Here is a 24,353-nt window from a genome sequence, read left to right as displayed (position 1 = left end):
TCGGCACTTCGGGACACCCTCCAGCCCCCAACCCGTCCCCACCGACCGACCGTCGGCACTTCGGGACACCCTCCAGCCTCCAACCCGTCCCCACCGACCGACCGTCGGCACTTCGGGACACCCTCCAGCCTCCAACCCGTCCCCACCGACCGACCGTCGGCACTTCGGGACACACCAGATCGGCGACGGCGACAGCGCACGAGAACTCAACCGAACGACAAGCCGACCCGCGCGGAGGCGACGACCGCCACGGTTTGGCGGCGTGAGGGAGCGTGCGAGCGACGCCGCTGACCGTGTCGCGAGGAACCGCAGCAGAGGACTCAGTCCAGCCGGTTGAGGCCAAGGACCACGATGACCGCCTGCCCGGCAGCGTCGCTCGCCGCGAGATCGACCTCGGCGTCGATGCCCCAGTCGCCGTCACCGGACGGGTCATGGACGACCTGGCGGATCTCCCACTTCTCCTTGCCCCGCTCGATGCGCAGGTATGACGGACCGCGTGCGTCCGCGTCCGTGAGCATCTCGTCGTGATCGTCGAAGTATGCCGAAATGTCTCCGTGCCAGGCGGATTCGTCCATCACGATGTCCGTGGGCGGCTCGGTGGACGCTGCGACGGACCGCTCGAGGGCCGCGAGCGCGACGAAGTCCTTGCGTGCCGCCAGCTCCAGGCGGTGGAACATCCCGCGGCGGATCTGGATGCCGAACGCCTTGCCGGTCGTGATCGACCGCGGCGTGTGCACCAGGGCGGCTTCACGCTCCTCGTGCAATGCCGGATTGACCAGCTCCTCCCACTCGTCGAGCAGGCTGGAGTCGGTCTGCCGGATGACCTCGCCGAGCCACTCGATCAGGTCGGACAGCTCGTCGGTCTTGGCGCTGTCGGGCACCGTCTGCCGCAGGGTCCGGTAGACGTCGGTGAGATAGCGCAGCACGATGCCCTCGGACCGAGCGATCTCGTAGTAACGCACCAGATCGCCGAAGCTCCAAGCGTTTTCGTACATCTCACGCACGACGGACTTCGGAGACAACGCCTGCTCGGCGACCCATGGCTGGGCGCTGCGGTAGGTCTCGAACGCCGCTTCCAGCAGCTCGCTGAGCGGCTGCGGCCAGGTGACGTCCTCCAACAGCTCCATCCGCTCGTCGTACTCGATGCCGTCGGCCTTCATCTGGGCGATCGCCTCGCCGCGCGCCTTGCGCCGCTGGCCCATCAGGATCGGGCGTGGGTCCTCCAGGATCGACTCGATGACCGACACGACGTCGAGCGCGTGCGCGAGCTGGTCGGTCGCCGGGTCCTCGGGGTCGGGAAGGACGTCGAGGGCGGCGAGCGCGAAGGGGGCCAGCGGCTGGTTGAGCGCGAACCCGTCCTGCAGGTCGGTGATGAGCTGCAGCCCTCGCCCGTCGGGCAGCGGCTCCGGCAACCGCTCGACGACACCGGCGGTCAGCAGCTCGCGGGTGAGGGTGATCGCCCGGCGCGCGAGTCGCCTGCGACGGCGTGGATCCTCATGGTTGTCGCGGACGAGGTCGCGCACCGCGGCATACGGATCGCCCTCGCGCGCAATGAGATTGAGCAGCATCGAATGGGTGATGCGCATGCGCGACTGCAGCGGCTCCGGGTCGGCATGGACCAGCTTGTCGAAGGTCTCCTCGGTGTAGTTGACGAAGCCCTCGGGCGGCTTCTTGCGCTGCACCTTGCGAAGCTTCTTGGGATCGTCGCCGGCCTTGGCGATCGCCCGGGCGTTCTCGATCAGGTGCTCCGGAGCTTGTACGGCGACCGTGCCGCTGGTGTCGTATCCGGCGCGCCCGGCGCGTCCCGCGATCTGGTGGAATTCGCGTGCCTTGAGCAGCCGCTGCCGGGTGCCGTCGAACTTGGCCAGGCCGGTGAAGATGACCGTCCGGATCGGCACGTTGATGCCGACTCCCAGCGTGTCCGTGCCGCAGATGACCTTGAGCAGGCCATCCTGCGCGAGCGTCTCGACGAGCCGGCGATATTTCGGCAACATGCCGGCATGGTGAACGCCGATCCCGTGGCGTACCAGGCGATTCAGCGTCTTGCCGAAACCGGCGGAGAACCGGAAGCCCGCGATGATCTCTGCGATCTGCTCCTTCTCGACCTTGCTGAGCATGTTGATGCTCGTCAGCGCCTGGGCCTGCTCGAGCGCCGCGGCCTGGGTGAAGTGCACGACATACGCCGGCGCCTCCTTGGCGTAGAGCAGCTCCTCGATGGTCTCGTGCAGCGGCGTCATCGCCCACTTGAAGGCCAGCGGGACCGGCCGCTCGGCGTCGGCGACGGTCGCGGTAGGCCGCCCGGTGCGCTTGGTCAGCTCCTCCTCGAAGATCGCCACGTCGCCCAATGTCGCTGACATCAGCAGGAATTGAGCCTGCGGTAGCTCCAGCAGCGGCACCTGCCAGGCCCACCCGCGCTCGGGCTCGGAGTAGAAGTGGAACTCGTCCATGATCACCATGCCGACGTCGGCGTTCTTGCCCTCACGCAACGCGATGTTGGCCAGGATCTCCGCGGTGCAGCAGATGATTGGTGCGTCGGCGTTGACGGAGGCGTCGCCGGTCAGCATGCCGACGTTGTCCGCCCCGAAGGTCGCACAGAGGTCGAAGAACTTCTCCGAGACGAGCGCCTTGATCGGCGCGGTGTAGAAGCTGACCCGGTCCCCCGCGAGCGCCGCGAACTCCGCCGCCGTCGCGACCATCGACTTCCCGGAGCCGGTCGGCGTCGCGAGGATGACGTTGGCGCCTGCGAGCAGCTCGATGATCGCCTCCTCCTGGTGGGGGTAGAGCGTCAGGTCGCGCTCGGCCGCCCACTCCACGAACCGCGCATAGGTCTCGTCCGGGTCGTCGGCGTCGGGCAGGCGGTCGTAGAGATTCATGATGCGGCCATCCTCCCAGGCGGCAGCGTCCTGGCCGGTTTCGGTGCGACACATCGCGCGGTGGAGCGCGCGAAGTGTCGGACGCAAACGCCGGATAGTAGCGGCCGATGTGCGGTCGTGGACCGGCTCCGACTACGCTTGCCACGCGCAAACGCCAGGGCCTCTAGCTCAATTGGTAGAGCTGCGGACTTTTAATCCGTAGGTTGCGGGTTCGAGCCCCGCGGGGCCCACCAGATCACACCTCCTCGGCATAGTCTGCAGACACCCGCACCGAGAGAGGTCCCGCCCATGGCGCTCACCGAGTTCGACTTTCCCTCCCACAACGGTCGTGACCGGATCCACGCCTGGATCTATGCGCCGGCAACCACGCCCCGTGGGATCGTGCACATCGTCCACGGGCTGGGTGAGCACTCCCGCCGCTATCTGCGACTGGTCAGCAAGCTGCTGGACGCCGGCTTCGTGGTCTGCGCGGACGACCACGTCGGTCACGGGGCGACCGCGGTGGCGTCCGGTGTGTGGGCCGACAGTGGCGCCCCCAACGGGGACGCGTTCGTCGAGGACGAAGCGACCTTGCGTGAGCGCGCCCGGGCGGCATACCCCGACCTGCCGTATTTCCTCTACGGCCACAGTTGGGGCTCGATGATCGCCCGCGCGTATGTCGCCCGCCACCCGGACCACGTCGACGGCTTGGTGCTCGGTGGCATCGCCGCGAAAATGCGTGGTCCGGAAGAGCTTTCGATCGCCGAGGTCGAGAAGGCCATCGGTGACAGCGACGGCACCGGTGTCGCGGACGAGTTCGTGCCGGCGCTCTTCGCCGGCGTGACCGAGCGGTATGACGACGTCCGCGGGCCGACAGACTGGGTCGCCGCCGACCGTGGTGTGGTGGCCGACCACGCGGTCGACCCGCTCAACCGCTTCGGGGTGTCGATGACGTTGCGCTTCCTGCGCGACTTCCTGGCGTTGTATGCCGAAGCGAACGCCGACGACTGGGCCGCCAAAGTGCCCAGCGACCTACCGGTGCTGATCCTCGCCGGCGACCAGGACCCGGTCGCGGGGTATGGCGAGGGCGCCTACCACGTCGCGAATCAGCTGTGGTCCAGCGGCAACCGCGACGTGCGCACTCGCGTCTACACCGGCTACCGGCACGAGGTGCACAACGAGCCGCCGATCCGGGACGAGGTTGCCGGCGAGATCATCGGATTCGTCGAGCGGAATCTCGGCTGAGACCGGGCCGGCGGCACGCCGCGCTCAGTCGCCGACGGGGGTGAAGAAGTTGACCAGGTTGCCGTCGGGATCACGGAACAGCAGCGACTTGTTGCCCCACGGCATCAGGGTCGGTTCGTTGACGAAGGTGTCGATCGTCCCCTGCAGCGCGGCGTAGGTCGCGTCGACATCGTCGACGTGGAAGTCCAGCACGAGAGTGCGATTCGCCGCCGCCTCGGCCACGTTCTCACCGAGCAGCGGGACCGTCTGCGAGCTGGAGATCGCCAGCACACCGGATTCGGTGCGCAACTCGGCGAACAACGGGTGCAGGCGCGCCGCTTCGATCCCGGTGACCTTCTCGTAGAAGCCGACCAGCGTGTCGACGTCGTCGGTGATGATGCGGGTTGCCGCAAGTTGCATGGTGTTCTCTCTCGTCGGTGGGGCCGCTCGCCGAGCGCGAGCGGAGTCCTGACGCTAGAGCTGCCTCCGGTCAGGTTCTGTCCGTTGCGGCGTCCCACCGGCCTGCCCCGGCAACAGCGACGGGATCGTCCTCACCTCCCGTCAGCGAACACGAGCAAGCCAGCGCTCCTGGCGCGTGCGCGAGCCGCGTCCAATTATGCGCGCTTGCGTTTATACCGCGTGTGCAACTATTGTCTTCGCCGGTAAACGATACGCGCAATCTTGGAAAGGTCCACGCAATGCCTCTCGCACTCCTCGCCCTGGCGATCGGCGCCTTTGGCATCGGCACGACTGAGTTCGTGGTGATGGGGTTGATGCCGCAGATCGCCGGTTCGTATGGCGTCTCCATCCCGATGGCCGGCTTGCTCGTCAGCGGCTACGCCATCGGAGTCATGCTCGGCGCGCCGGTCATGACCGCGCTCGGCAACAAGATCAGCCGCAAGACCATGCTCATGTTCCTGATGGGCCTCTTCATCGTCGGCAATGCGCTGTCGGCTCTCGCACCGACCTTCGGGATCATGCTGGCCGGGCGGATCATCGCTTCCCTCGCACACGGCGCGTTCTTCGGCATCGGCGCGGTCGCCGCCGCGGACCTCGTCGCGCCGGCCCGAAAGGCTGCCGCGATCGCCATCATGTTCACCGGACTCACCGTCGCCAACATCGTCGGTGTACCCGCAGGCACCCTCATCGGCCAGACGATCAGCTGGCGGGTCACGTTTGCCGCCGTTGCCGGCCTCGGCGTGATCGGCCTGCTCGGAATTGCGAAACTCGTTCCGCCGATGCCGCGGTCGCAGAGTGCGAACCTCCGCGGCGAGATCGCGGCGTTCCGCAACATCCAGGTGGTGCTCGCGATGGCCATGACGGTCCTCGGCTTCGGTGGCGTCTTTGCCGCGATCACCTACATCGCGCCGATGATGACCGAGGTCGCGGGCTACTCCGAGGGTGCCGTCACCTGGTTGCTCGTGCTGTTCGGCGTCGGCATGTTCGTCGGCAACCTGGTCGGTGGGAAGTTCGCCGACCGCAATCTCATGCCCATGCTCTTCGTGACCCTGGGCGGGCTGTCCTTGGTCCTGCTGGCCTTCACCGTGACCGCGCACAACAAGGTGCTGGCAGCGCTGACGATCATGCTGGTCGGTGGCCTCGGCTTCGCCACGGTGCCGCCATTGCAGAAGCGAGTCCTGGACCAGGCGCACGGCGCGCCGACCCTGGCATCGGCGGTCAACATCGGTGCCTTCAACCTGGGCAACGCCCTCTCCGCCTGGCTGGGCGGCATCGTCATCGGAGCCGGGCTCGGCTACACCGCGCCGAACTGGGTCGGCGCCCTTCTGGTGGCCACGGCGCTCGGCCTCGCGATCTGGTCGGCCGCTCTGGAGCGTCGGCCGAGCCGAGCACCATCCCTCGCGCAGACATCGTGCGCCTGACGACGAGAGGTAAACTTGCAGGCGCCAGTAGCCGTCATACGACGGCTATTCGCGCAGCCGCCGAACACGCAGCACCAGCAGGGAGTCACCGATGACCGCCACCGATCCGAAACTCACTGCGCTCGCCAGCGGATGGGCCGCGCTCTCGCTGCTGCACGCCAAGATCGAGACGCAGGTCGAGCGCGCCCTGCAGAGCGCGCACGACCTGAGCGTCCGCGAATACTCACTCCTCGACGTGCTCAGCCGGCAGACCGAGGACGAAGGCGGCCACCTGCAGATGCGACAGGTCGCCGACGCCGTCGTACTCAGTCAGAGCGCGACCACCCGACTGGTGACCCGGTTGGAGGATCGCGGGCTCCTCGCCCGATACCTGTGCCCGACCGATCGGCGCGGCATCTACACCGACGTCAGCGACGCGGGGTTCAAGCTGCTGAAGAAGGCACGGCCGACGAACGACCGAGCACTGCGCAAAGCGCTCGACACCGCGGCTGAGGATCCCCAGCTGGCTCCGCTCGTCGCCGCGGTGCGCACGCTGAACCAACCCTGATCCGACCGTCCTATTCGCTGGGCCGGCTGTTGACCGTGACGTCCACACCGACCACGCGACGCGCCTCGGTCTCCAACTCGTCGCGCGGCACCAGCCCTGCCTCGTCGAACCACGACACTGTGACCTCGTCACGCCGCCGGCGCCATACACCTGAGACGACGCCACCTCGTAGGACGAGGTTGGCGCCTCGGGTGCCGACCGAACGCCGTTGTGCAGCAAGCAATCTCGTGTCGGCAGTGCCCGGCCCGAGCAACCAGGGGTCGAAGCCGGGCAGCAGCCGCACCTGCTCGGACGGTTCCGCTGCGGCGATGTCGTCCAGGTCCTTCGTGCACACGTAGCCGGTGATGTCACCGACCGTCACCTCGCTGACGTCGTCGCCCAGCTCGTTCAGCCACTGCATGACCCGCCGACGAGGCGCCGCCAGGCCTTCAGCGAGCCAGTAGTGCAGGTTGGCTACCGTCGCCGGCCCGTAGGCGCCCAGGTAGAGCTCGATCGCGGCCCGACCGGCGTCGTCGAGGTCCGGCAGGCCCGGCCACGCCGGGTCGTCGCGCAGCCGCCGGAAGGTCGCCTGCCCGTCGCGTTCCGGGCCGAAACAGATGTCGCCCCACCAGTGCAGCGGCTTGTAGAGCGCGTCGGCGCCCGATCCCGTTGCGGCGTCGGCCAATCCTCGCAGTGCCGGGATGTCGGCAAGACGGTCGGCGATCTCCCGGCGGGTCAGTGGTTCGGGCTCGAGGATCTCCTGCATCGCGGCCCGGAACGGCTCCCAGTCCGCCAGCTCGAAGCCGGCCTGCCGCTGGAAGCGCTCCTTCTCCCAGGAGCGTGGCGCCGTGTGCACCGACAGCAGCACGGCACCGACCTCGGGCGTGAAAACGTATGAGCCGCCACGGAATGCGTAGCTGCGTATGACGTCGCCCGCGCTCAACGCAGCCGTCAGCTCACCGGGCGTGGGCGCAGACCGGCGTACGGCGACCGCGAGCTCGGCCAGGTCCATCGGCCAACCGCGCAGTGCGACGACCCGACATACCGCAGCTTTCACCGAGCGCGCGCCGGGCCGGGACAGGCAGTGCCGTTGCAAGCGCCACGCGAGCGCTTGCGAGTCGTCGAGTTCGACGGTCAGTCGCGCCACTGGATCATTCGGCCGGGCAGCCGGGTGGCTCCGGCGACGACCGCGACGAAAACGGCGGCCACGATCGCGACACACACGCTCATCACCGCGACGTAGCCGTAGCCGTGCGGACCCGGGTCGAGGAAGGGATAGGGGTACCAGTCGGCGATCGGACCGCGGATCAGGCTGTAGCCCAAGTAGACGATCGGATAGGCCAACCACACGAGCGCAGAACGGAATTCGATGCGCCGCTCGGGCAGATCGACGAGCCAGTCGACCACCATCGCGATCGGCACGAAATAGTGCAGGACGACATTCGCCCACGGCAGCGGCGTGTTGACGTCCGTGTTGCTGAGCAGCAGCGCGTAGACGACGCCGGTGATCGAGATGTAGACCGTGGCCGCACCGCGGATCCGGTCGAGCCAGTGCGGGTCCGGTCCACGCAGCTGTATGGCGCCCGCCACCGCCAGCACCACTGCCACGATGACGTTGGACTGGATCGTGAAGTAACTGAAGAAGTTGGTGACCGACGCCGGGTTCTCGTCCCGGGTCAGCGCTTCGACGAGCTGCACGATCACGGTGAAGGTGATGAGCGCGGCGACCAGCAGCCGCAGCGTCGCATGGACACGCAACATCACGGCGGGGCCCGAGCTGTCTCCGGGGGCACGCACTACCTCTTCGGCGGTCACACGCTCACCGTAGAGGTCCGGGCGTGCGGCGGCGACCAGTTCCGGCCGTCAGCGGAAATTGCGTTGCGGCCGGTGAGCCGGGTCTGCTGCACTGACAGCGTCAAGCCCGAGGTCCGAGGAGTCAGCAGATGCGCCGTCCTTCCTGCACCGCACCGATCCACTTCACTGCGGCCAAGGACAGGACCTTCGAAGTTGATTCAGAACAAGCACAGGAGGCTTGGACCGAGTTGGCGTTGCAGGGAGCTTGCGACCGCAACGCCAAACTCGAAGGAAGCCTCATTGCTGACTCTCAATCTCGGAATACTCGCTCACGTCGACGCCGGTAAGACCACTCTGACCGAGCGCCTGCTCTTCGAAGCGGGCGCCATCGACGCTGTCGGTAGCGTCGATCGTGGCACGTCGGCCACCGACACCATGACGCTCGAGCGAGAGCGTGGCATCACCATCCGGACGGCCGTCGCCAGCTTCACGCTCGACGACCTGTGCGTGAACCTCGTTGACACTCCCGGACACCCGGACTTCATCGCGGAGGTCGAGCGTGCGCTCGGGATCCTCGACGGCGTCATCCTGGTCATCTCGGCCGTGGAGGGCGTGCAATCGCAGACCCGCATCCTGATGCGCGCGTTGCAGCGCTTGGCCGTGCCGACGACGCTCTTCGTCAACAAGGTCGACCGCAGTGGAGCAGATCCGGATCGGGTCGACGAGCAGATCGCGCACCGCTTGAAGCCGGCGCCCGGCACGTCCGTGCTGCGCGGATCGGCACGCACCGGCGAGGGCATCGCCGCGCTCCTCGACCGGATCCGACGCATCCCTACTTCGCCAGGCCGCCCGGACGCTCCCACCTCCGCGACGGTCTTCTCCGTCGAGCCCGACGGGCGCGCCTGGCTCCGGGTGCACGACGGCACCGTGCGGGTGCGCGACCGAGTCGACAAGCGGTCACGGATCACCGCGATCAGCGACCCGACCGGCACGCGCACCAAGGCCCTCTCCCCCGGCGGCATCGGTGTCGTGACCGGTATCGATCACCCACGGGTCGGCGACCGGATCGGCGTCGACGGCTCTCGCGAGGTGAGCACACTGCGGCCGTCGACACTGGAAACCGTTGTCGACGCGGCCGATCCGGCCCAACGCGGCCAGCTGCTGGCGGCCTTGGCCACGCTGGCCGATCAGGACCCCTTGATCAATCTGCGCATCGTGACCCTCGGGGACGGGCTGGGCACGATCGGGGCCGCCGCGAAGTATCGGAGCGACGGAGGAGCGGAGAACTTCGCGGGGTCAGCCGAGGTGCGGCTGTCACTGCACGGAGAGGTGCAGCGCCAGGTCATCGCGGCGCGGCTGGCGGACGAGTTCGGTGTCCGCGCCACGTTCCGGCCGTTGTCGGTCATCTGCATCGAGCGTGTCGTCGGCACCGACTCGGCACAGGAGACCATCGCGACTGCCCCGAACCCGTACCTCGCGACCGTCGGCCTGCGGGTGGATCCCTCACCGGTCGACACCGGCGTGCGCTTCGAGCTGGAGGTGGAGGCAGGCTCCATGCCGCCGGCGTTCTTCACCGCTGTCCGGTCCTCGGTGGAGGAGACGCTGCAGCAGGGCCTGAGCGGCTGGCGGGTCACCGATTGCGTTGTCACCATGACGCATTCGGGCTACTGGGCACGTCAGTCGCACGCGCACGGAACCTTCGACAAGTCGATGTCCAGCACCGCCGGGGACTTCCGGTTGCTGACCCGGCCGGTGCTGATGCGCGCGCTGCGACAGGCCGGCACCGTGGTGTGCGAGCCCGTCGAGTCGTTCACCCTCGACCTGCTGCCGGAGCAGGTCCCGGCGCTCCTGGGCGACCTGGCCCGGTGGGAGGCCGACATCACCAGCACCGAGGTCGACGAACGCGACGCGCGCATCGAGGGCGTCATACCGACCCGGTTGACCGACGCGGTGCAGCAGCGCCTGCCGGATCTGACCAGCGGCGAAGGCGTTTGGGAGAGTCGCCTGGACCACCACCGTGCGGTGCGCGGAGCACCGCCGACGTCACGGCGGGTGGGCGTCGACCCGGGCGACTGGGCGGCATACGTGAAGGCGAACCCGCGGTGACGCCCCACCTCCCGCGTGGCGGGCCGTGATGGGCGAGTATGGCGGCACACAGCCGGACCAGCGCGACAGGACACTCCCGTGATCGATTGGCTCAACCGCATCATGCAGGACGTCGACAACCTCGACGTCGCCGTCTTCGAAGGCATCGCGACCACCCACAGTCCGATCCTGGACAGGGTGATGCCCCGCCTGTCCGATGCGGCCGATCACTCGGTGCTGTGGCTGGGGGTCGCCGGTGCGCTGGGGCTGAGCCGTGACCGGCGGGCGAAACGGGCCGCGTTGCGGGGCGTGGTGACAATCGCGGCGACCAGTCTGATCGCGAATCAGGTTGCCAAACGGACGAATCGGCGTATCCGTCCGTCCCTCTCCTCTGTGCCGATCGCTCGTCTGTCGCGTCGACTGCCGACGTCGTCCAGCTTCCCGAGCGGTCATGCGGCGAGCGCTGCCGCCTTCGCGACGGCGGTCGGTCTGGAGATGCCCGTGCTGTCGGTGCCGCTGCGGACCCTGGCCGGCCTGGTCGGGTTCTCCCGGGTGTCGACGGGTGCCCACTACCCGTCCGACGTCGCCGCCGGCTGGTTGCTCGGGACGGCGGTCGCCGGGGTCGGCGCCCGGCTGGTGCCTCCGGCGGAGCCGCCTTCCGCCATACGGGGGACGGACGTCATACGGCTGGCGGCTCGACCGACGGGCTCCGGTGTCGTGCTGGTGGTGAACCCGGCCTCGCACAGCGGTGAGGGGAAGCGGGTGCTCCAGGAGGTGCGACGCGAGTTGCCCGACGCGGAGGTCGTGGAGCTGGCCGAGGACTCCGATGTAGAAGCCGTGATGCGCGAATCTGCTTCTCGTGCCGAGGTTCTCGGCGTCGCCGGTGGTGACGGGACGGTGCGCACGGCGGCCGCGGCCGCGCGCGAGGCGGACGTGCCGCTCGCGGTGTTTCCCGCCGGCACGTTCAACCACTTCGCGAAGGACGCCTGGGCCTTCCCGCTGCGCGCGGCGATCACCGCCGTCAAGCAGGGCACCGCGGCCAAGGTCGATCTCGCGTACCTGAACGACCAGCTCTTCCTCAACACGGCGAGCGTCGGCGCCTACACCGACTTCGTCGCCATCCGGGAGCGCAACGAGAAGCGGATCGGCAAGCCACTGGCCGCGTTGTATGCCGGTGCCCGCACGCTGCTGCGGTCGCAGCCGATCACCGTTCGTGTCGACGACCGGACGGCGGAGGTCGACCTGCTCTTCCTCGGCAACAGCGAATACCAACCGCACGGTTTCGCTCCGAGCTTCCGCGAGCGTCTGGACGACGGGCTGGTGGACCTGCGGATGCTGGATGCCTCCGGCTTGGGGGCGACGCTGACGATCCTCGCCTCGCTGCTCACCGGGCAGCTGGGTCGCCACAAGCGCTACCACGAGATCCACGCACCGTCGCTGCGGATCGAGGTGGTCGAGGGTGGTCCGGTGCGGATCGCGCGGGACGGTGAGCTCGGCGAGGAGGCCGAGGTCCTGGACCTGCGCGTCGACCGCCGTGCACTGACCGTCTTCCGCCACGAGGGCGTCTACTGACCTCGTTCTCCTGCACTTGCCCCTCCGGCTGAGGCACGATCGGAGGAGGAGGGATTCGATGAGCATCGTGCAGGACGCGCGGGCCGCGATCGCCTTCAGCCAGGAGCTCTACCGCTCCAAGCTGTCAACGGCATACCGCGGCAAGGTGCACCACGATCCGCTCGCGCGGCCGCGGATGGGCGAGGGGCGGAACAACCCCTACGCCGTGTATGCCGAGCTGCGCGCGCAAGGACCGCTCGTGCCGACCCGGCTGGGCAACCTCGCGACCGTCGACCACGCCGTCGCGCGGTCGGTGCTGACCAGTCGGACGTTCGGGGTTCGACCGCTCGAAGGTCCGTCTCCCACCAGCGAGAATTTCGACCTGTCCTTCCTGGACCGCAACGAGCCGGACCACAGCCGCCTACGTCGGGTCGCGGCGCCTGCGTTCAGCCCGCGGATGGTGCGCGGATATCGTTCTCGCGTCGAGGAACTCGTCGACGGGCTGATCGGCGAGCTGGCCGACGGCGGGACGGTCGACTTCGTCTCCTCCTTTGCCGCACCGCTGCCGATCGGTGTCATCACCCGGATGTTCGGCATCGACGAGGACGCGGGCATCGACACCACCGCGTTCGCTCGGTATGGCGCCGCTCTCGGCGGGTCGCTGGACGGCATACATTCGCTGCGACACGCGCGCGAGCTGATGGAAGCGGCGACCGCGCTCGGGGAGATGTTCGACCGGCTGCTCCGGTTGCGAGCCGTCGACCCGCGCGAGGACCTGACCAGTGTGCTCGCGGCCGAGCGTGGCGACCAGGTCCGACCGGACGAGCTGATGTCGATGAGCCTGCTGCTGCTCGTCGCCGGTTTCGAGACGACGGTCAACCTGCTCGGCAACGCGCTGCTCGCACTGCAGGACCACCCGGACCAGTGGCGGCTGCTGACCGAGCAGCCGGAGCTCGCGGGGCAGGCGATCGAGGAGACACTGCGCTGGAATCCACCGGTCCAGCGGACCGAGCGGGTTGCGTTCGAGGACCAGGAGGTCGCCGGCACACCGGTCCGCAAGGATCAATGGATCCTGTTGTTGCTCGGTGGCACCGGCCGCGACCCGGAGGTGTTTCCCGACCCGGACCGCTTCGACATCACCCGGTCACACGGTGCCGAGCACCTGGCCTTCTCCAGCGGCATCCACTACTGTCTCGGCGCTCCGCTCGCACGGCTGGAAGCGACGATCGCGTTGGAACAGCTGGCGATTCGGCTTCCCGGCATACGACGTGCAGGTCCGGTCACCATGCGGCGCACCACGCTGATCCGTGGTCCGTTGCACCTGCCGGTGACCGTGGCGGTCGAGTAGGCCGGAAGAATCCCACCATCACTCGACCAACGTGGAGCTTCCGAGCACCAGCGATATGTCGGCGTCCCGCGCCAGCTGGGTGTCGTTCGTCGTGATCAACACCGACGCTCCGTTGTCGGCGGCACGCCGCAGCTCGGCGAGCACCAGCACGCGGTTCTCCGCGTCCAGCGCGGAGGTCGGTTCGTCGGCCAGGATGATCGCGGGCTCGTCGACGATCGCCCGAGCGACCGCCACCCGCTGACGCTGGCCGCCCGAGATCTCGCCGATCAGGTGGTTGCCGATCGCGTCGATGCCGAGTCGACGAAGCGTGTCCATCGTGCGTTCTTGTGCGTCGCTGTATGACGTGCCGCGTGCGATCAGCGGCAGCAGGATGTTCTCGGTGACGGTGAGGGACTCGCACAGGTCGTAGCTCTGGGTGACGACGCCGCACTGCTCTTCCCCCAGATCGACGGTTCCGGAACTGAGTCGTAGTTGCCCTCGGCACACATCGATCAACGCGGTCTTGCCGCTACCTGCATGGCCGGTGACAATCCCGACAGAACCGTCGGGGACCTCCAGGTCGAGATCGGCGAAAATGGTTTTGCCATCACGGGTTTGGGCGGTTGCGACGTGCAGCCGGATCATGCGTCACCACCTGTCGCGCGTCGCACCACGAAGGTGTCGGCATCATCTCCCGGACGGAGGGTGACCGGGGTTCCGGCCGGGAACTGGCCGAAGATGTCGTCCGTCAGCGGGATGCTGCCGTCATCACGGATGAGCACCTGGGTGCTGCCGCCGCGAGCGTCCATCCGGATGCGGCCGTCGCGGATGGTGATGACGCGCGCGTCGAGTGCGGTCGCCACATCCAGGTCGTGAGTGACGGCGATGACCGTGGTGCCGAGCTCCTTGTTCGCGCGCAGTATGGCGTCGGTGACCGCTTGCACTTCCACGCCGGCGAGGCTGCTGGTCGGCTCGTCGGCCAACAACACGGATGGGTTCGTTGCGATGGTCGCGGCGATCGCGGTCAACTGCCGAGTGGCCGCCGAAATCCCATGTACGGGTTGGGGCCTCAGCTCGGACGGGATACCGACGATGTCCAGGACAGCGTCCGCGTCGATGGTGCCGGCGAGCCGTTTCGGCCAGCCGAGCTCGATGTTCTGCCGAACGGTCAAGTAGGGCAGCAGGTTCTTGCTGACGTCCTGCAGCAGCACTGCCAGGTCGCTTCCTCGGACGTCGTCCAGTCGCCCGACGTCGTTGCCGCTGAGCTCGTGCCCGGCGATCCGCACTCGGCCGGCGCTCGGCGTCATGAGACCGGCCAGCACGCTCAACAGCGTGGACTTGCCGGCACCTGACGGCCCGACAAGGGCGACGATCTCACCGGGTTGCACGCTCAGGTTGACCCCTGACAGTGCTGCGACGTCCTGGCCCTCCAGCCGGTAGATCTGCACCAGGCCCTCGACGCTGACGATCGGTGGTATCGCGTCATCGGTGACGCTCATGCCTCAGTCCCCCTTACGTGGTAACTGGCCGAGCGGGCGACACGGGTTCCGAACACGGTTGCAACCACGAGCAGCAGCACGATCAGCGCGATGGCGGCCGACACGCCGGCCAGCCATTCGAAGCCGGTCCGGGTCAGTGGTTGATCCGGTGGCGTGGACCACCACAACATTGTCCGCCCGGTCAGCCAGGCAGCCAACGGTGCAGTAGCCGCCCCGATGACACTGCCCACGAACGCCAGCAGCACGAACTCGCCCACGGTCGCCGTCCGCAGCACCCGGCGGGAGAGCCCGCCGGTGCGCAACGCACGCAAGTCCCGCTGTCGCTCGCGTCGCGAGGCGACCGCGACCAGCACCATGCTCACCAAGGCCGCAAGCACAGACAACGCAGACACCACGATGCTCAGGTTCATCGCCCACGCCGTCGCAGTTGCGTCGTAGCCGGCCCGCGCCGCATGCAGGGTTTGCACCTGGGTGCCCGCAAACCCGACCTTGCGGACCGCAGCATCGAGACGCTTGAGCATCGCCGGGTTCTGTGTCGCCGAAAACACCTGATACGACACGTTGTCCATGCGGTCGCCAACCTTGGCCATCTGGGCCAGGTCCACCACGATCGTCCTGCTGCCGGCACCCGGGATGTAGGGCGCGGTCCCGACGACCCGGTACGGTCCGTCGACGTCGGCCATTGTCGGAGCAGACACCGTCGACCCCACATGACTGTTCGTCGTCCACGTCGCCACCAACGCCGCAGGATCGGATCCGGCTCCTGTGCCTTCCAGCGCCGACCATGGCACCGGCTGCGGCAACCCGGTACGCAACCCGATGCGATCCATGTCTGCCGGGACGACCCCGAGCACGGCCTCGCTGGTCGACGTCGCCGCGTTGATCTGCACCGCAGGCGTGAAATCGTGGTGCTTCGGATCGATCGCATCGATCGCCTTCATCAGGTCGCTGGGGTGCACGGTGGCAGCGCTTTGATCCAGGCGCACCAGCGCGGGTGCACCGACATCCGCGGCCGCTCGGGTTTGCCTGTTGTCCGCACCACGTGCGAAGACACTGACGCTCAACGTGAGCAGTGCGGAGGTGATGATCAACGTCGCGATCGCGGTGACCACGCCGGCGCGTCGGCCAAGCTGCGCGACCGCCAATGCACCGGCGGCACGACGCTTCCCGAGTAGGCGGCGCACCAGAGCGGCGGCGACCGGTGCCAGCAGCACTCCGACGATGACCGCCACCAGCCCCGCCAACAGCAACGGCGTGACCTGCACCGGTGCACCGGTGAGGCTCTTGGTCGCGGTGAGTGTCACTCCGACCAAGCACAAAGCGCCCAGCACGGCCGCGGGTGTCGACAACTGCACCCCGCGGCGTCGTGTCGGTCGAGCACGCAACAAGGTGCTGATCGGTTCCCGGGCCATCAGCCACCAACACACACACCAGACGCCCGCGGCCAGTGCAACTGTCCCGATGGCCGCGAGCAACGACGTCCACACCCAGGCAGCCGACACTCCTCCCGGCAACCACAGCGCACGCACCAGCTCGTCAACGACATACGCAAGGCCCAGGCCGCCGACGAAGCCCGCCACCCACGCAGGCAGAAGCTCTTGGGCACCCAGGCGCAAGACTCCGGCGGTCCCGTTGCCCCGCATCTTCAACACCGCCGCGTCGCCCCGACGAACCGTGGCCAGGAAACTGGTCACCTGCACCAACAGGATCAGCAACACGACACCGAGCTGCACCAGCAAGAACGGCAAAATCTGACCGACCTGCTCGGTGTCAGTGTGCGTGTCGACATAGACCGCGGACAGCGCCTCGGTCACGTTGATCTCGCCACCGAGACGTTTGGTGGAGGCGTAAATGCCCGCGACGGCGTCGCTCAATGAGCTCGGATCGACGCGGGCGACCTCGAGGGGATAGCTCACCGTGTTGTAGATGCCTGTCCAACTCACATCGCGCGAGGTCATGTTGCCCGACGGGACCGACGTCGTCGGCGGGTGCCCGGCGAACGTCTTCTCCGACGTCAACCACGAAGCAGCCGGCGATCCAACTTCAGCGTTCGGGTTGTAGCCGGCGATGTTTTGCCCGCCCCAGAACGGATCATCCGGCGCCGCGGTGAACACTCCCACCAACTTCATCTGCTTTTGCGGATTACGGTCCACGTTGTCCGTGGGTTGGCTATCGCCCTTGACGGTGAATTCCTCACCCAGTCGGAGGCGAGGTTTGATCACCGACTTCACCTGCGCCTCGGGCAGCGCCACCTCGTTCCGAGCCGTCGGACACCGCCCAGAGACCAAGTGCACGTGGGCACACTCACCTTGGGTTGCTTGCAGGGTCACATGCTCTAGCCGCCGGGGCCAGACGACTCCCACCGTCCGTGACTCAATCGGAGCGCCAGTCACCGCTCTCACGCGCGGATCCACACCTTGCTTGATCTTGGTCAACGACGGACCGCGACCATCAACTGCACGAAAACTGATCTGCTGACTGGCAGCACCGAGCGAGTCCGTATGAAACCGGACCACCGCAGACTGGAACGACCTCGTCAGCAGCGGGTCCACAGCAACGACCGCCACGAGAAGACCCACTGTCACCGCGAACAGGACCGCATGTCCCCAACGATGCCGACGGGCAGTGCTTGCCAGATTCGTCATACCAGTGCACCCACCGATGCTCCCCTTCTGTTCGGCGTCACGGCTCCGTGTAGCCGCCAGCGGACCTCATTCATCCCCGCTTCGCACGCTATCGACTCCGGCGGACCCCCCCGGCTTTGTCAAGATTCAGCCGGAATTGTTACCCGCGAGAAAGACTTGACTGAGTCCAAACAACGCGTAAGGTTGACGACATGCCGGACTTCGAGACGACGCTGCGTGAGGCCGGGTTGCGTGTCACCCGCCCGCGCATCGCGGTGCTCGAATCGGTGCGCGATCACCCGCACGCCGACTCCGCGCTGCTGGCCGAAACGGTGCACGACGCGCTGCCGAGTGTCTCGCGGCAGGCGATCTTCGACTGTCTCAACACGTTCACGGAGACCGGTCTGGTGCGGCGCATCCGCCCGTCCGGGTCCCCTGCGCGTTACGAGCTCCGCCGTAACGACAACCATCACCACCTGGTCTGCCGCTCGTGCGGCATGGTCGTCGATGTCGAGTGCGCCGTCGGCGCCGCGCCCTGCCTGCACGCATCCGACGATCACGGTTTCGTCATCGACGAGGCCGAGGTCATCTACTGGGGCTACTGCCCCGATTGCGTTGGTTCCCAACAAGTTTCACCCGAGCGGGCCTGACACCCGCCGCTACGAAAGGATGTCATGAGCACCACAGACGAGCAGCCGCTGGCAGAGATCAATGACAGCGACGACGGCAACGGCAAGTGCCCGGTCATGCACGAGCTCGTGCAGCCGGCGCAGGGCGACTCCACCCAGCAGTGGTGGCCGCAGCGCCTCAACCTGAAGATCCTGGCCAAGAACCCCGCGGTGGCCAATCCGCTCGGCGAGGAGTTCGACTACGCGGCGGCCTTCGAGGCTCTCGACCTGGCCGAGGTCAAGGCCGACATCATCGGCACCCTGAAGACATCGCAGGAGTGGTGGCCGGCCGACTTCGGTCACTACGGCCCGCTGATCGTCCGTATGGCGTGGCACGCCGCCGGCACCTACCGGGTGCAGGATGGCCGCGGTGGCGCCGGCACCGGGCAGCAGCGCTTCGCACCGCTGAACTCCTGGCCGGACAACGTCCTGCTGGACCGCGCCCGCCGCGTGCTGTGGCCGGTGAAGAAGAAATACGGCAAGTCGCTCTCCTGGGGTGACCTGATGGTCCTCGCCGGCAACGCCGCCATGGAGGACATGGGCTTCAAGACCTTCGGCTTCGCCGGCGGCCGTGTCGACGCGTGGGAGCCGGACGACGACATCTACTGGGGCGCCGAGACGGAGTGGCTCGGCGACAGCCATCGCTACTCCGGTGACCGCGACCTCGAAAACCCGCTGGCTGCAACGCAAATGGGCCTCATCTACGTCAACCCGGAGGGTCCGGGCGGCAACCCCGACCCGCTGGCGGCCGCGCATGACATCCGCGAGACCTTCGCTCGGATGGCGATGAACGACGAAGAGACCGTCGCGCTGATCGCCGGTGGTCACACCTTCGGCAAGACGCACGGCGCCGGTGACGCCGAGCAGGTCGGCGCCGAGCCGGAGGCCGCTCCGTTCGAGCAGAACGGCCTGGGCTGGAAGTCGTCATACAAGAGCGGCAAGGGCAACGACGCCATCGGCTCGGGCCTGGAGGTCACCTGGACGTACCACCCGACCCGTTGGGACAACGAGTTCTTCCACATCCTCTACGGCTACGAGTGGGAGCTGTTCAAGTCCCCGGCCGGCGCGCAGCAGTGGCGTCCGGTCAAGAACGGCGGCGCCGACATGGTGCCGGAGGCACAGGGTGAGGGCCGGCGTGAACCGCGCATGCTCACCACCGACCTCTCGCTGCGCTTCGACCCGGAGTACGCCAAGGTGTCCAAGAAGTTCTTGGACGACCCGGAGGCCTTCGCCGACGCCTACGCCCGCGCGTGGTTCAAGCTGACTCACCGCGACATGGGCCCGGTGACCCGGTACCGCGGTGCCGAGGTGCCGACCGAGGAGCTCATCTGGCAGGACCCGATCCCCGCCGCCGAGGCGCCGACCGCCGCCGCGATCGCCGCTGCCAAGCAGCAGATCGCCGGCGCCGGATTCTCGGTGCAGGAGCTGGTCAAGACCGCGTGGGCGGCTGCGGGTTCCTACCGCAACTCCGACAAGCGCGGTGGCGCCAACGGTGCCCGCCTGCGTCTGGAGCCGCAGAAGAGCTGGACGGTCAACGACCCGGCGGTCACCGGCCCGGTCGTCGCAAAGCTGGAGCAGATCGCTTCTGCGGCAGGCGTTTCCGTCGCCGACGCGATCGTCCTCGCCGGCAACGTCGGTGTCGAGCAGGCCGCCAAGGCCGCCGGGTACGACGTCCAGGTGCCGTTCACCCCGGGTCGCGGCGACGCGACCCAGGAGCAGACGGACGTCGACTCCTTCAGCTACCTCGAGCCGAAGATCGACGCGTTCCGCAACTACGTCGAGAGTGAGACCAAGGCGCCGCTGGAGTACCACCTGGTGGACCGCGCCAACCTGCTCAACCTCTCGACGCCGGAGACCACCGTCCTCATCGGTGGCCTGCGAGTGCTCGGCGCCAACGCCGGCGACAACAAGGCCGGTGTCTTCACCGACCGCGAGGGCCAGTTGACCAACGACTTCTTCGTCAACCTGCTCGAGATCACCGCCGACTGGAAGCCGGGCGACCAGGCCGGCACCTACGTCGGCACCGGTCCCCAGGGCCAGACCTGGACCGGCACGCGTGCGGACCTGGCGTTCAGCGCCAACTCCGAGCTGCGTGCGGTCGCCGAGGTCTACGCCTCCGACGACGCGGCCGAGAAGTTCGTCAACGAGTTCGTCGCAGCCTGGGCGAAGGTCATGGACAACGACCGGTTCGACGTCAAGAAGTAGTTTCTCGCTGCGACTCGTCGCGGCATACGCAACGGGCCCGGCGAACAAGTTCGCTCGGGCCCGTTGTCCATGCCGGTCGTCTCCGCGCCGGTCGGCTGGTGGTGCGGTGCGGTTGATCTGGGCTGTCGCCACCAGGAGCGTGGAAAGGCCCCCGGCAAATCTGCCGGGGGCCTTTCGTCATACCTAGTTATGCGGCGGTTATGCGGTGCGGTTCGCGTGGTCGTAGTCGTGCTGCTTCTCGGCAGCCCGGAAGAACAGCGCGCCGCCGCCGAAGCCGACGAAGAAGGTGGCGAGGGTCTGGCCGACCCACTGGGCGTCACCCTGGAAGAGCTCGCACAGGATGACCAGCACCAGCACCACGCCGGGCACGATCCACGACTGGACCCGCCAGCTGCGCGGCTTGACGACCAGCGAGGCGATCAGGCCGATCACGAAGCCGACGACCGGGCCGGTCAGCCAGGTCGGACCCGGCAACGACGAGGTGTCGGGCTGGAAGATGAAGTCCAGGAAGAGCAGGAGCAGGAACGCCACGATGGTGACGACCGCCCACAGCAGCCCCTCCTGCTTGGCGTTGAGGTCCGAGCCCGGGGCTGCCTTGACCGGTGAATCGAACTTTCCCATGGGTGCACTCCTGATGAAGGGGTTGACCTTACTGGTCGGTACTTACTGGGAAGTTACCGCAGAATCGCTACGGATTGTCGGATACGCTCACGGCGCATGTGGCTGTACCGCAATCGGTTATCGCTCGTCGCAGCGACCGCTGTGGCTGTCACGCTCGTCGGCTGCTCGGGCGTGTCGAGTTCCCCGGACGCCGGCACGGGTAGCACCTCCGGGTCCACCAGCGTCCACGGAGCCACCAGCACCAGCCGCACTGCTGTGCCCAGCGCCACGAGTCGTCATACGCCCGAGGCATCTTCGACCTCCGCGACCGGCTCGACGTCGAGTGCGCTGACACCCGCTCCCCGGAAGGGACGGCCCGGGTCGGTGACCGTCGCCGTCTCGGGTGACGAGATCCCGCACCCTGCGGTGTTGGCCGCCGCGCGCCGGGGCCCGGGCTGGGACTTCGACCCGATGTTCGCGCAGGTGGCGCCGACGATCCGGGACGCGGACGTGGCCATCTGCCAGTTGGAGACACCGCTCGGCGCGACCGGCGCCGACCTCAGCCACGGGTTCGTCATGGGCGCGCCGGCGGCGTTCGCGACGGGGCTGCGGCGCGCGGGCTTCGACGGCTGCAGCACCGCGAACAACCACACGTTCGACCAGCAGCTCCCGGGAGTCCGCGACACCCGCACGATCATGCAGCGGGCCGGCCTCGAGGCAGCCGGGCCGGGGCCGGACGCCGCACACCCCGGTCAGCCGGCGATCTACCGCGCGAAGGGTTTCACGATCGCGCAGCTGTCCTACTCCTACACGGTCGACAACACCGTCGGGAACACCAGACACATCCCGCCGGCCGCGCCGTGGGCCGCTGGAAATCTGTATGACGTCATCGGTGTCTCCGGGATCGAGAAGGACGCCCGTGCGGCACGCGCTCACGGCGCCGACCTCGTGCTGGTGTCGATGCACTGGGGCGAGGAGCAGGACCAGAAGGTAACCTCCGAACAGCGCCGCTTCGCAACGGAATTGCTCTCCTCCGGGAATGTGGACTACATCATCGGGAACCACCCGCACGTGGTGCAGGAGTGCCAGCGCATCGACGGGCGGATGGTCAACTACAGCCTCGGCAACGCGCTGTCCGATCAGACTGCCGGCATCGTCGCGTATGGCGGAAAACGGTCGACCGATGCCGTCCAGGACGGGATGATCGCGGTCATCACGTTCAAGCGCGATGCGGTGGGCAAGGTCACCTCGACGGAGAAGTTCCGGCCCACTCGTGTCGACCGAGCGAACGGTTACGTCATACGGCCGGTGACCAAGCGCTCCGATCCCGCGTCGTGGCAGCGCACCACGTCGGTCGTCAGGTCCGGCGGCAACAGTTGTGGCGCGACACCGCTGCGCTGACCGCGCGGCCCGGGTGTATCTCTCCCCAGTGTCGAGCCGTGCACGGCCCCGGGCGCCATACCCGGTCATACCTCGACCCAGTGTCGAGTCGTGAACGGCCCCGGGCGCCATACCCGGTCATACCTCGACCCAGTGTCGAGTCGTGAACGGCCCCGGGCGCCATACCCGGCATACCTCGACCCAGTGTCGAGTCGTGAACGGCCTCGCCCGCTATACCTGGTCATAGGTCGACACTGGGGAGACTCGTGCACGACCGCCGCCCAGAGAAATCGGTGTCACTTACCGGCCGAGCGACACAGAATGGCTACATGGAGATGCAACTGAGCATGGTCGTGCTCGAAGTCCGTGACGTGGCGAGATCGGTGGAGTTCTATCGGACGCTGGGCCTCGCGATGCCCGACCCGCGCACGGACCGGCCGGTCTCGCTCCTGCGGATGAGCAGCGGGGTCAGCCTCGTCCTCACCGAGGACTTCGCAAGCACCACCGATCCGACCTGGACCCGGCCGACCGGCGGCTACCAACAGCTGATGGAGTTCTACGCCGGCGAGGACGCCGAGGTCGATGCGATGTGGGCCAAGCTCATCGGCGCCGGATACACGGGCCGGCTCGCACCGAAACAGACCCAGGGCCCGTATGCCGCGATGGTCGACGACCCGGACGGCAACGTCGTGCTGTTGACTTCCGACGAGTCAGCGCGAATCGGCAACAAGGACAACGTATGACGCTCCCCTCCGCGGCCGTGGCCCGCCTTACGCTGGACGAACTCCCCGGCATCAGCTGGCAGCCGTTCGGCAGGGAGGACCTCCCGGCCATCGCCGCGTTCTACACCGAGTGCGAGGCGTATGACGAGAACCCCGAGCGCACCTCGCTCGCCGATCTCGAGGAGTTCTGGGACTCCCCGCGATCGGTGCCCGAGGAGGACACGCTCGTGGCGCGCGACGCGGACGGGAACGTCGTGGCGACCGCGTGGGCCGGGTGCAACCGGGCCATGACCGAACATCGCCGGGTCCGCCTCGCCGGAGCGGTCCGACCGGACCGGCGTGGCGAGGGCATCGGACGGGCGGTCCTGCAGTGGGAGCTGGCGCACGGCCTCGCCTGGGACGACGCGTCACGACGCGATGGCTACGGCCCACTCGTGATGCGGATGTTCGTGCCGACCGAGCAGGCAGACGTGCGCGACCTGGCAACCCGGAACGAATTGCCCACTGAACGCTACTTCTTCGAGATGTCTCGTCGGCTCGACGGCGTCATCGAGGTGCCGGTCCTCGCCGGAGTGCGGCTCGCCGGTTGGGACATCGAGCGCAACGACGAGGTCCACCGGGTGATGGACGAGGCATTCCAGGACCACTGGGGTCACACCGACACGACCACGGAGATGTGGCAGGAGAACATCGACTCACACGCATTCCGCCCCGCCTGGACCGTGCTGGCGATCGACGACAGCACCGACCGGGTGATCGGTGGTGCGATGAACTACGCCTGGGAGCAGGATTGGGAGCCGCAGGGCTACACCGAGGGTTACACCGACCAGCTGGGTGTCCTGCGCAGCCATCGCGGACGGGGCGTCGCCGCCGCGCTACTCCTCGAATCCATGCGCCGCTTCAGTGAATTCGGCATGGACGCAGCAGGATTGGGCGTCGACGCGGCGAATCCGTCGGGTGCCTTGCGTCTCTACGAGAAGCTCGGCTACCAGCGCACGGCCAGCACCTGCGCGCACCAGTTCACGCGCCCTTAGAGCCGAATGACGTTCAACCCGAACGTAATTCGGAGTCGGCTGGGTCTCCGACATACTTCTTGCCCCAGCTGCCGAGCTGGTCGGCGATGTCCGCGAGCGCCATACCGGCTTCGGTGAGCTCGTAGGTGACGCGCGGGGGCACCTCGGCATACACAGTGCGTATGACGACACCGTCGGTCTCGAGTGCACGCAACTGACGGGTGAGGGTCTTGGCGGAGACCGGGCCGACCTCCCGCTGCAACTCGCCGAACCGCAACGGGCCGGGTGCAAGCTTCGAAACGGTCGTCATCTTCCAGTCGCCACCGGCGACCGCGACCCCGACCTCGATCGGGCAGATCTCCATGGCTCGGCGTACGGGGTCACGCATCTGTCGCTCCGTTCC

At 67.7% G+C, this 24,353-nt stretch carries 20 protein-coding genes and 1 tRNA gene; 12 read left to right on the top strand and 9 right to left on the bottom strand.

Annotated elements, in window-relative coordinates:
- Positions 1-320: 320 nt before the first annotated feature.
- Positions 321-2,873: a DEAD/DEAH box helicase gene (locus IEX71_RS18915; RefSeq protein WP_188838635.1), complete on the bottom strand. Its 2,553-nt coding sequence runs from the start codon at positions 2,871-2,873 to the stop codon at positions 321-323.
- Between the two features lie 157 nt (positions 2,874-3,030).
- Here IEX71_RS18915 and IEX71_RS18910 point away from each other — a divergent pair.
- Both IEX71_RS18910 and IEX71_RS18905 read left to right on the top strand, forming a co-directional pair.
- Positions 3,031-3,106, top strand: a tRNA-Lys gene (locus IEX71_RS18910).
- 55 nt (positions 3,107-3,161) lie between these two features.
- Positions 3,162-4,097: an alpha/beta fold hydrolase gene (locus IEX71_RS18905; RefSeq protein ID WP_188838634.1), complete on the top strand. Its 936-nt coding sequence runs from the start codon at positions 3,162-3,164 to the stop codon at positions 4,095-4,097.
- A 24-nt stretch (positions 4,098-4,121) separates the two neighbouring features.
- Here IEX71_RS18905 and IEX71_RS18900 read toward each other — a convergent pair whose 3' ends face one another.
- Entirely contained in the window at positions 4,122-4,496 is a 375-nt protein-coding gene (locus tag IEX71_RS18900) for a VOC family protein (RefSeq protein WP_188838633.1), read from the bottom strand.
- Between the two features lie 278 nt (positions 4,497-4,774).
- On the opposite strand from IEX71_RS18900, the gene IEX71_RS18895 reads away from it, so the two are divergent.
- Positions 4,775-5,956, top strand: coding sequence for an MFS transporter (locus IEX71_RS18895; protein WP_188838632.1), 1,182 nt, complete (start codon positions 4,775-4,777; stop codon positions 5,954-5,956).
- Between the two features lie 91 nt (positions 5,957-6,047).
- On the top strand, positions 6,048-6,503 hold the full coding sequence (locus IEX71_RS18890) for a MarR family winged helix-turn-helix transcriptional regulator (protein ID WP_188838631.1): 456 nt from the start codon (positions 6,048-6,050) through the stop codon (positions 6,501-6,503).
- A 10-nt stretch (positions 6,504-6,513) separates the two neighbouring features.
- Here the strand turns inward: IEX71_RS18890 and IEX71_RS18885 are convergent, their stop codons facing one another.
- Entirely contained in the window at positions 6,514-7,629 is a 1,116-nt protein-coding gene (locus IEX71_RS18885; protein ID WP_188838630.1) for a DNA glycosylase AlkZ-like family protein, read from the bottom strand.
- Positions 7,617-8,297 (bottom strand): Pr6Pr family membrane protein, encoded by a 681-nt coding sequence (locus IEX71_RS18880; protein ID WP_229749869.1) that lies wholly within the window; start codon positions 8,295-8,297, stop codon positions 7,617-7,619. Before IEX71_RS18880 ends, IEX71_RS18885 begins: the two co-directional genes overlap by 13 nt.
- A gap of 279 nt (positions 8,298-8,576) precedes the next feature.
- On the opposite strand from IEX71_RS18880, the gene IEX71_RS18875 reads away from it, so the two are divergent.
- The 3 genes from IEX71_RS18875 to IEX71_RS18865 all read left to right on the top strand — a co-directional run bounded on the left by IEX71_RS18875 (position 8,577) and on the right by IEX71_RS18865 (position 13,260).
- Positions 8,577-10,382, top strand: coding sequence for a GTP-binding protein (locus IEX71_RS18875; protein ID WP_188838629.1), 1,806 nt, complete (start codon positions 8,577-8,579; stop codon positions 10,380-10,382).
- A 78-nt stretch (positions 10,383-10,460) separates the two neighbouring features.
- Positions 10,461-11,933, top strand: a complete 1,473-nt coding sequence (locus IEX71_RS18870; RefSeq protein WP_229749868.1) for a bifunctional phosphatase PAP2/diacylglycerol kinase family protein — start codon at positions 10,461-10,463, stop codon at positions 11,931-11,933.
- A gap of 58 nt (positions 11,934-11,991) precedes the next feature.
- Complete coding sequence (locus IEX71_RS18865) at positions 11,992-13,260, top strand: cytochrome P450 (protein ID WP_188838628.1); 1,269 nt, start codon at positions 11,992-11,994, stop codon at positions 13,258-13,260.
- 18 nt (positions 13,261-13,278) lie between these two features.
- Here IEX71_RS18865 and IEX71_RS18860 read toward each other — a convergent pair whose 3' ends face one another.
- Genes IEX71_RS18860 through IEX71_RS18850 form a run of 3 tightly spaced genes read right to left on the bottom strand, consistent with a single transcriptional unit; the run spans position 13,279 to position 16,960 of the window.
- A complete protein-coding gene (locus IEX71_RS18860) occupies positions 13,279-13,884 on the bottom strand; it encodes an ABC transporter ATP-binding protein (protein ID WP_188838627.1) in 606 nt (201 codons plus the stop codon).
- Positions 13,881-14,738 carry an ABC transporter ATP-binding protein gene (locus IEX71_RS18855; RefSeq protein ID WP_188838626.1) on the bottom strand — a complete coding sequence of 286 codons (858 nt, stop codon included), beginning with the start codon at positions 14,736-14,738 and terminating at the stop codon, positions 13,881-13,883. The genes IEX71_RS18860 and IEX71_RS18855 overlap by 4 nt, the downstream gene beginning before the upstream one ends.
- Positions 14,735-16,960, bottom strand: a complete 2,226-nt coding sequence (locus tag IEX71_RS18850) for an FtsX-like permease family protein (RefSeq protein ID WP_188838625.1) — start codon at positions 16,958-16,960, stop codon at positions 14,735-14,737. The genes IEX71_RS18855 and IEX71_RS18850 overlap by 4 nt, the downstream gene beginning before the upstream one ends.
- Before the next feature lie 614 nt (positions 16,961-17,574).
- Between IEX71_RS18850 and IEX71_RS18845 the strand changes: the two genes are divergently transcribed.
- Entirely contained in the window at positions 17,575-18,012 is a 438-nt protein-coding gene (locus IEX71_RS18845; RefSeq protein WP_188838624.1) for a Fur family transcriptional regulator, read from the top strand.
- Positions 18,013-18,036: 24 nt separating this feature from the next.
- The gene (katG, locus tag IEX71_RS18840) at positions 18,037-20,235 is read left to right on the top strand and encodes a catalase/peroxidase HPI (protein ID WP_188838623.1); all 2,199 of its coding nucleotides are present in this window, start codon (positions 18,037-18,039) and stop codon (positions 20,233-20,235) included.
- Between the two features lie 198 nt (positions 20,236-20,433).
- Here the strand turns inward: katG and IEX71_RS18835 are convergent, their stop codons facing one another.
- Complete coding sequence (locus IEX71_RS18835; protein ID WP_188838622.1) at positions 20,434-20,856, bottom strand: hypothetical protein; 423 nt, start codon at positions 20,854-20,856, stop codon at positions 20,434-20,436.
- A 96-nt stretch (positions 20,857-20,952) separates the two neighbouring features.
- Between IEX71_RS18835 and IEX71_RS18830 the strand changes: the two genes are divergently transcribed.
- The 3 genes from IEX71_RS18830 to IEX71_RS18820 all read left to right on the top strand — a co-directional run bounded on the left by IEX71_RS18830 (position 20,953) and on the right by IEX71_RS18820 (position 23,971).
- The gene (locus IEX71_RS18830) at positions 20,953-22,236 is read left to right on the top strand and encodes a CapA family protein (RefSeq protein ID WP_188838621.1); all 1,284 of its coding nucleotides are present in this window, start codon (positions 20,953-20,955) and stop codon (positions 22,234-22,236) included.
- Between the two features lie 308 nt (positions 22,237-22,544).
- Positions 22,545-22,958, top strand: a complete 414-nt coding sequence (locus IEX71_RS18825) for a VOC family protein (protein ID WP_188838620.1) — start codon at positions 22,545-22,547, stop codon at positions 22,956-22,958.
- Entirely contained in the window at positions 22,955-23,971 is a 1,017-nt protein-coding gene (locus IEX71_RS18820; protein WP_188838619.1) for a GNAT family N-acetyltransferase, read from the top strand. Before IEX71_RS18825 ends, IEX71_RS18820 begins: the two co-directional genes overlap by 4 nt.
- Before the next feature lie 13 nt (positions 23,972-23,984).
- Here IEX71_RS18820 and IEX71_RS18815 read toward each other — a convergent pair whose 3' ends face one another.
- A complete protein-coding gene (locus IEX71_RS18815; RefSeq protein WP_188838618.1) occupies positions 23,985-24,338 on the bottom strand; it encodes a winged helix-turn-helix transcriptional regulator in 354 nt (117 codons plus the stop codon).
- Between the last annotated feature and the right edge of the window lie 15 nt (positions 24,339-24,353).

Source organism: Flexivirga endophytica (assembly GCF_014640635.1).
Classification (GTDB): Bacteria; Actinomycetota; Actinomycetes; order Actinomycetales; family Dermatophilaceae; genus Flexivirga; species Flexivirga endophytica.
This window is presented reverse-complemented; position numbering and strand designations above follow the sequence as displayed.

Excerpts from the sequence above, each read along its gene's own strand:
- IEX71_RS18915 (WP_188838635.1), bottom strand. The coding sequence starts at position 2,873 with ATGAATCTCTACGACCGCCTGCCCGACGCCGACGACCCGGACGAGACC.
- IEX71_RS18905 (WP_188838634.1), top strand. The coding sequence starts at position 3,162 with ATGGCGCTCACCGAGTTCGACTTTCCCTCCCACAACGGTCGTGACCGG.
- IEX71_RS18900 (WP_188838633.1), bottom strand. The coding sequence starts at position 4,496 with ATGCAACTTGCGGCAACCCGCATCATCACCGACGACGTCGACACGCTG.
- IEX71_RS18895 (WP_188838632.1), top strand. The coding sequence starts at position 4,775 with ATGCCTCTCGCACTCCTCGCCCTGGCGATCGGCGCCTTTGGCATCGGC.
- IEX71_RS18890 (WP_188838631.1), top strand. The coding sequence starts at position 6,048 with ATGACCGCCACCGATCCGAAACTCACTGCGCTCGCCAGCGGATGGGCC.
- IEX71_RS18865 (WP_188838628.1), top strand. The coding sequence starts at position 11,992 with ATGAGCATCGTGCAGGACGCGCGGGCCGCGATCGCCTTCAGCCAGGAG.
- IEX71_RS18860 (WP_188838627.1), bottom strand. The coding sequence starts at position 13,884 with ATGATCCGGCTGCACGTCGCAACCGCCCAAACCCGTGATGGCAAAACC.
- IEX71_RS18855 (WP_188838626.1), bottom strand. The coding sequence starts at position 14,738 with ATGAGCGTCACCGATGACGCGATACCACCGATCGTCAGCGTCGAGGGC.
- IEX71_RS18845 (WP_188838624.1), top strand. The coding sequence starts at position 17,575 with ATGCCGGACTTCGAGACGACGCTGCGTGAGGCCGGGTTGCGTGTCACC.
- katG (WP_188838623.1), top strand. The coding sequence starts at position 18,037 with ATGAGCACCACAGACGAGCAGCCGCTGGCAGAGATCAATGACAGCGAC.
- IEX71_RS18835 (WP_188838622.1), bottom strand. The coding sequence starts at position 20,856 with ATGGGAAAGTTCGATTCACCGGTCAAGGCAGCCCCGGGCTCGGACCTC.
- IEX71_RS18830 (WP_188838621.1), top strand. The coding sequence starts at position 20,953 with ATGTGGCTGTACCGCAATCGGTTATCGCTCGTCGCAGCGACCGCTGTG.
- IEX71_RS18825 (WP_188838620.1), top strand. The coding sequence starts at position 22,545 with ATGGAGATGCAACTGAGCATGGTCGTGCTCGAAGTCCGTGACGTGGCG.
- IEX71_RS18820 (WP_188838619.1), top strand. The coding sequence starts at position 22,955 with ATGACGCTCCCCTCCGCGGCCGTGGCCCGCCTTACGCTGGACGAACTC.
- IEX71_RS18815 (WP_188838618.1), bottom strand. The coding sequence starts at position 24,338 with ATGCGTGACCCCGTACGCCGAGCCATGGAGATCTGCCCGATCGAGGTC.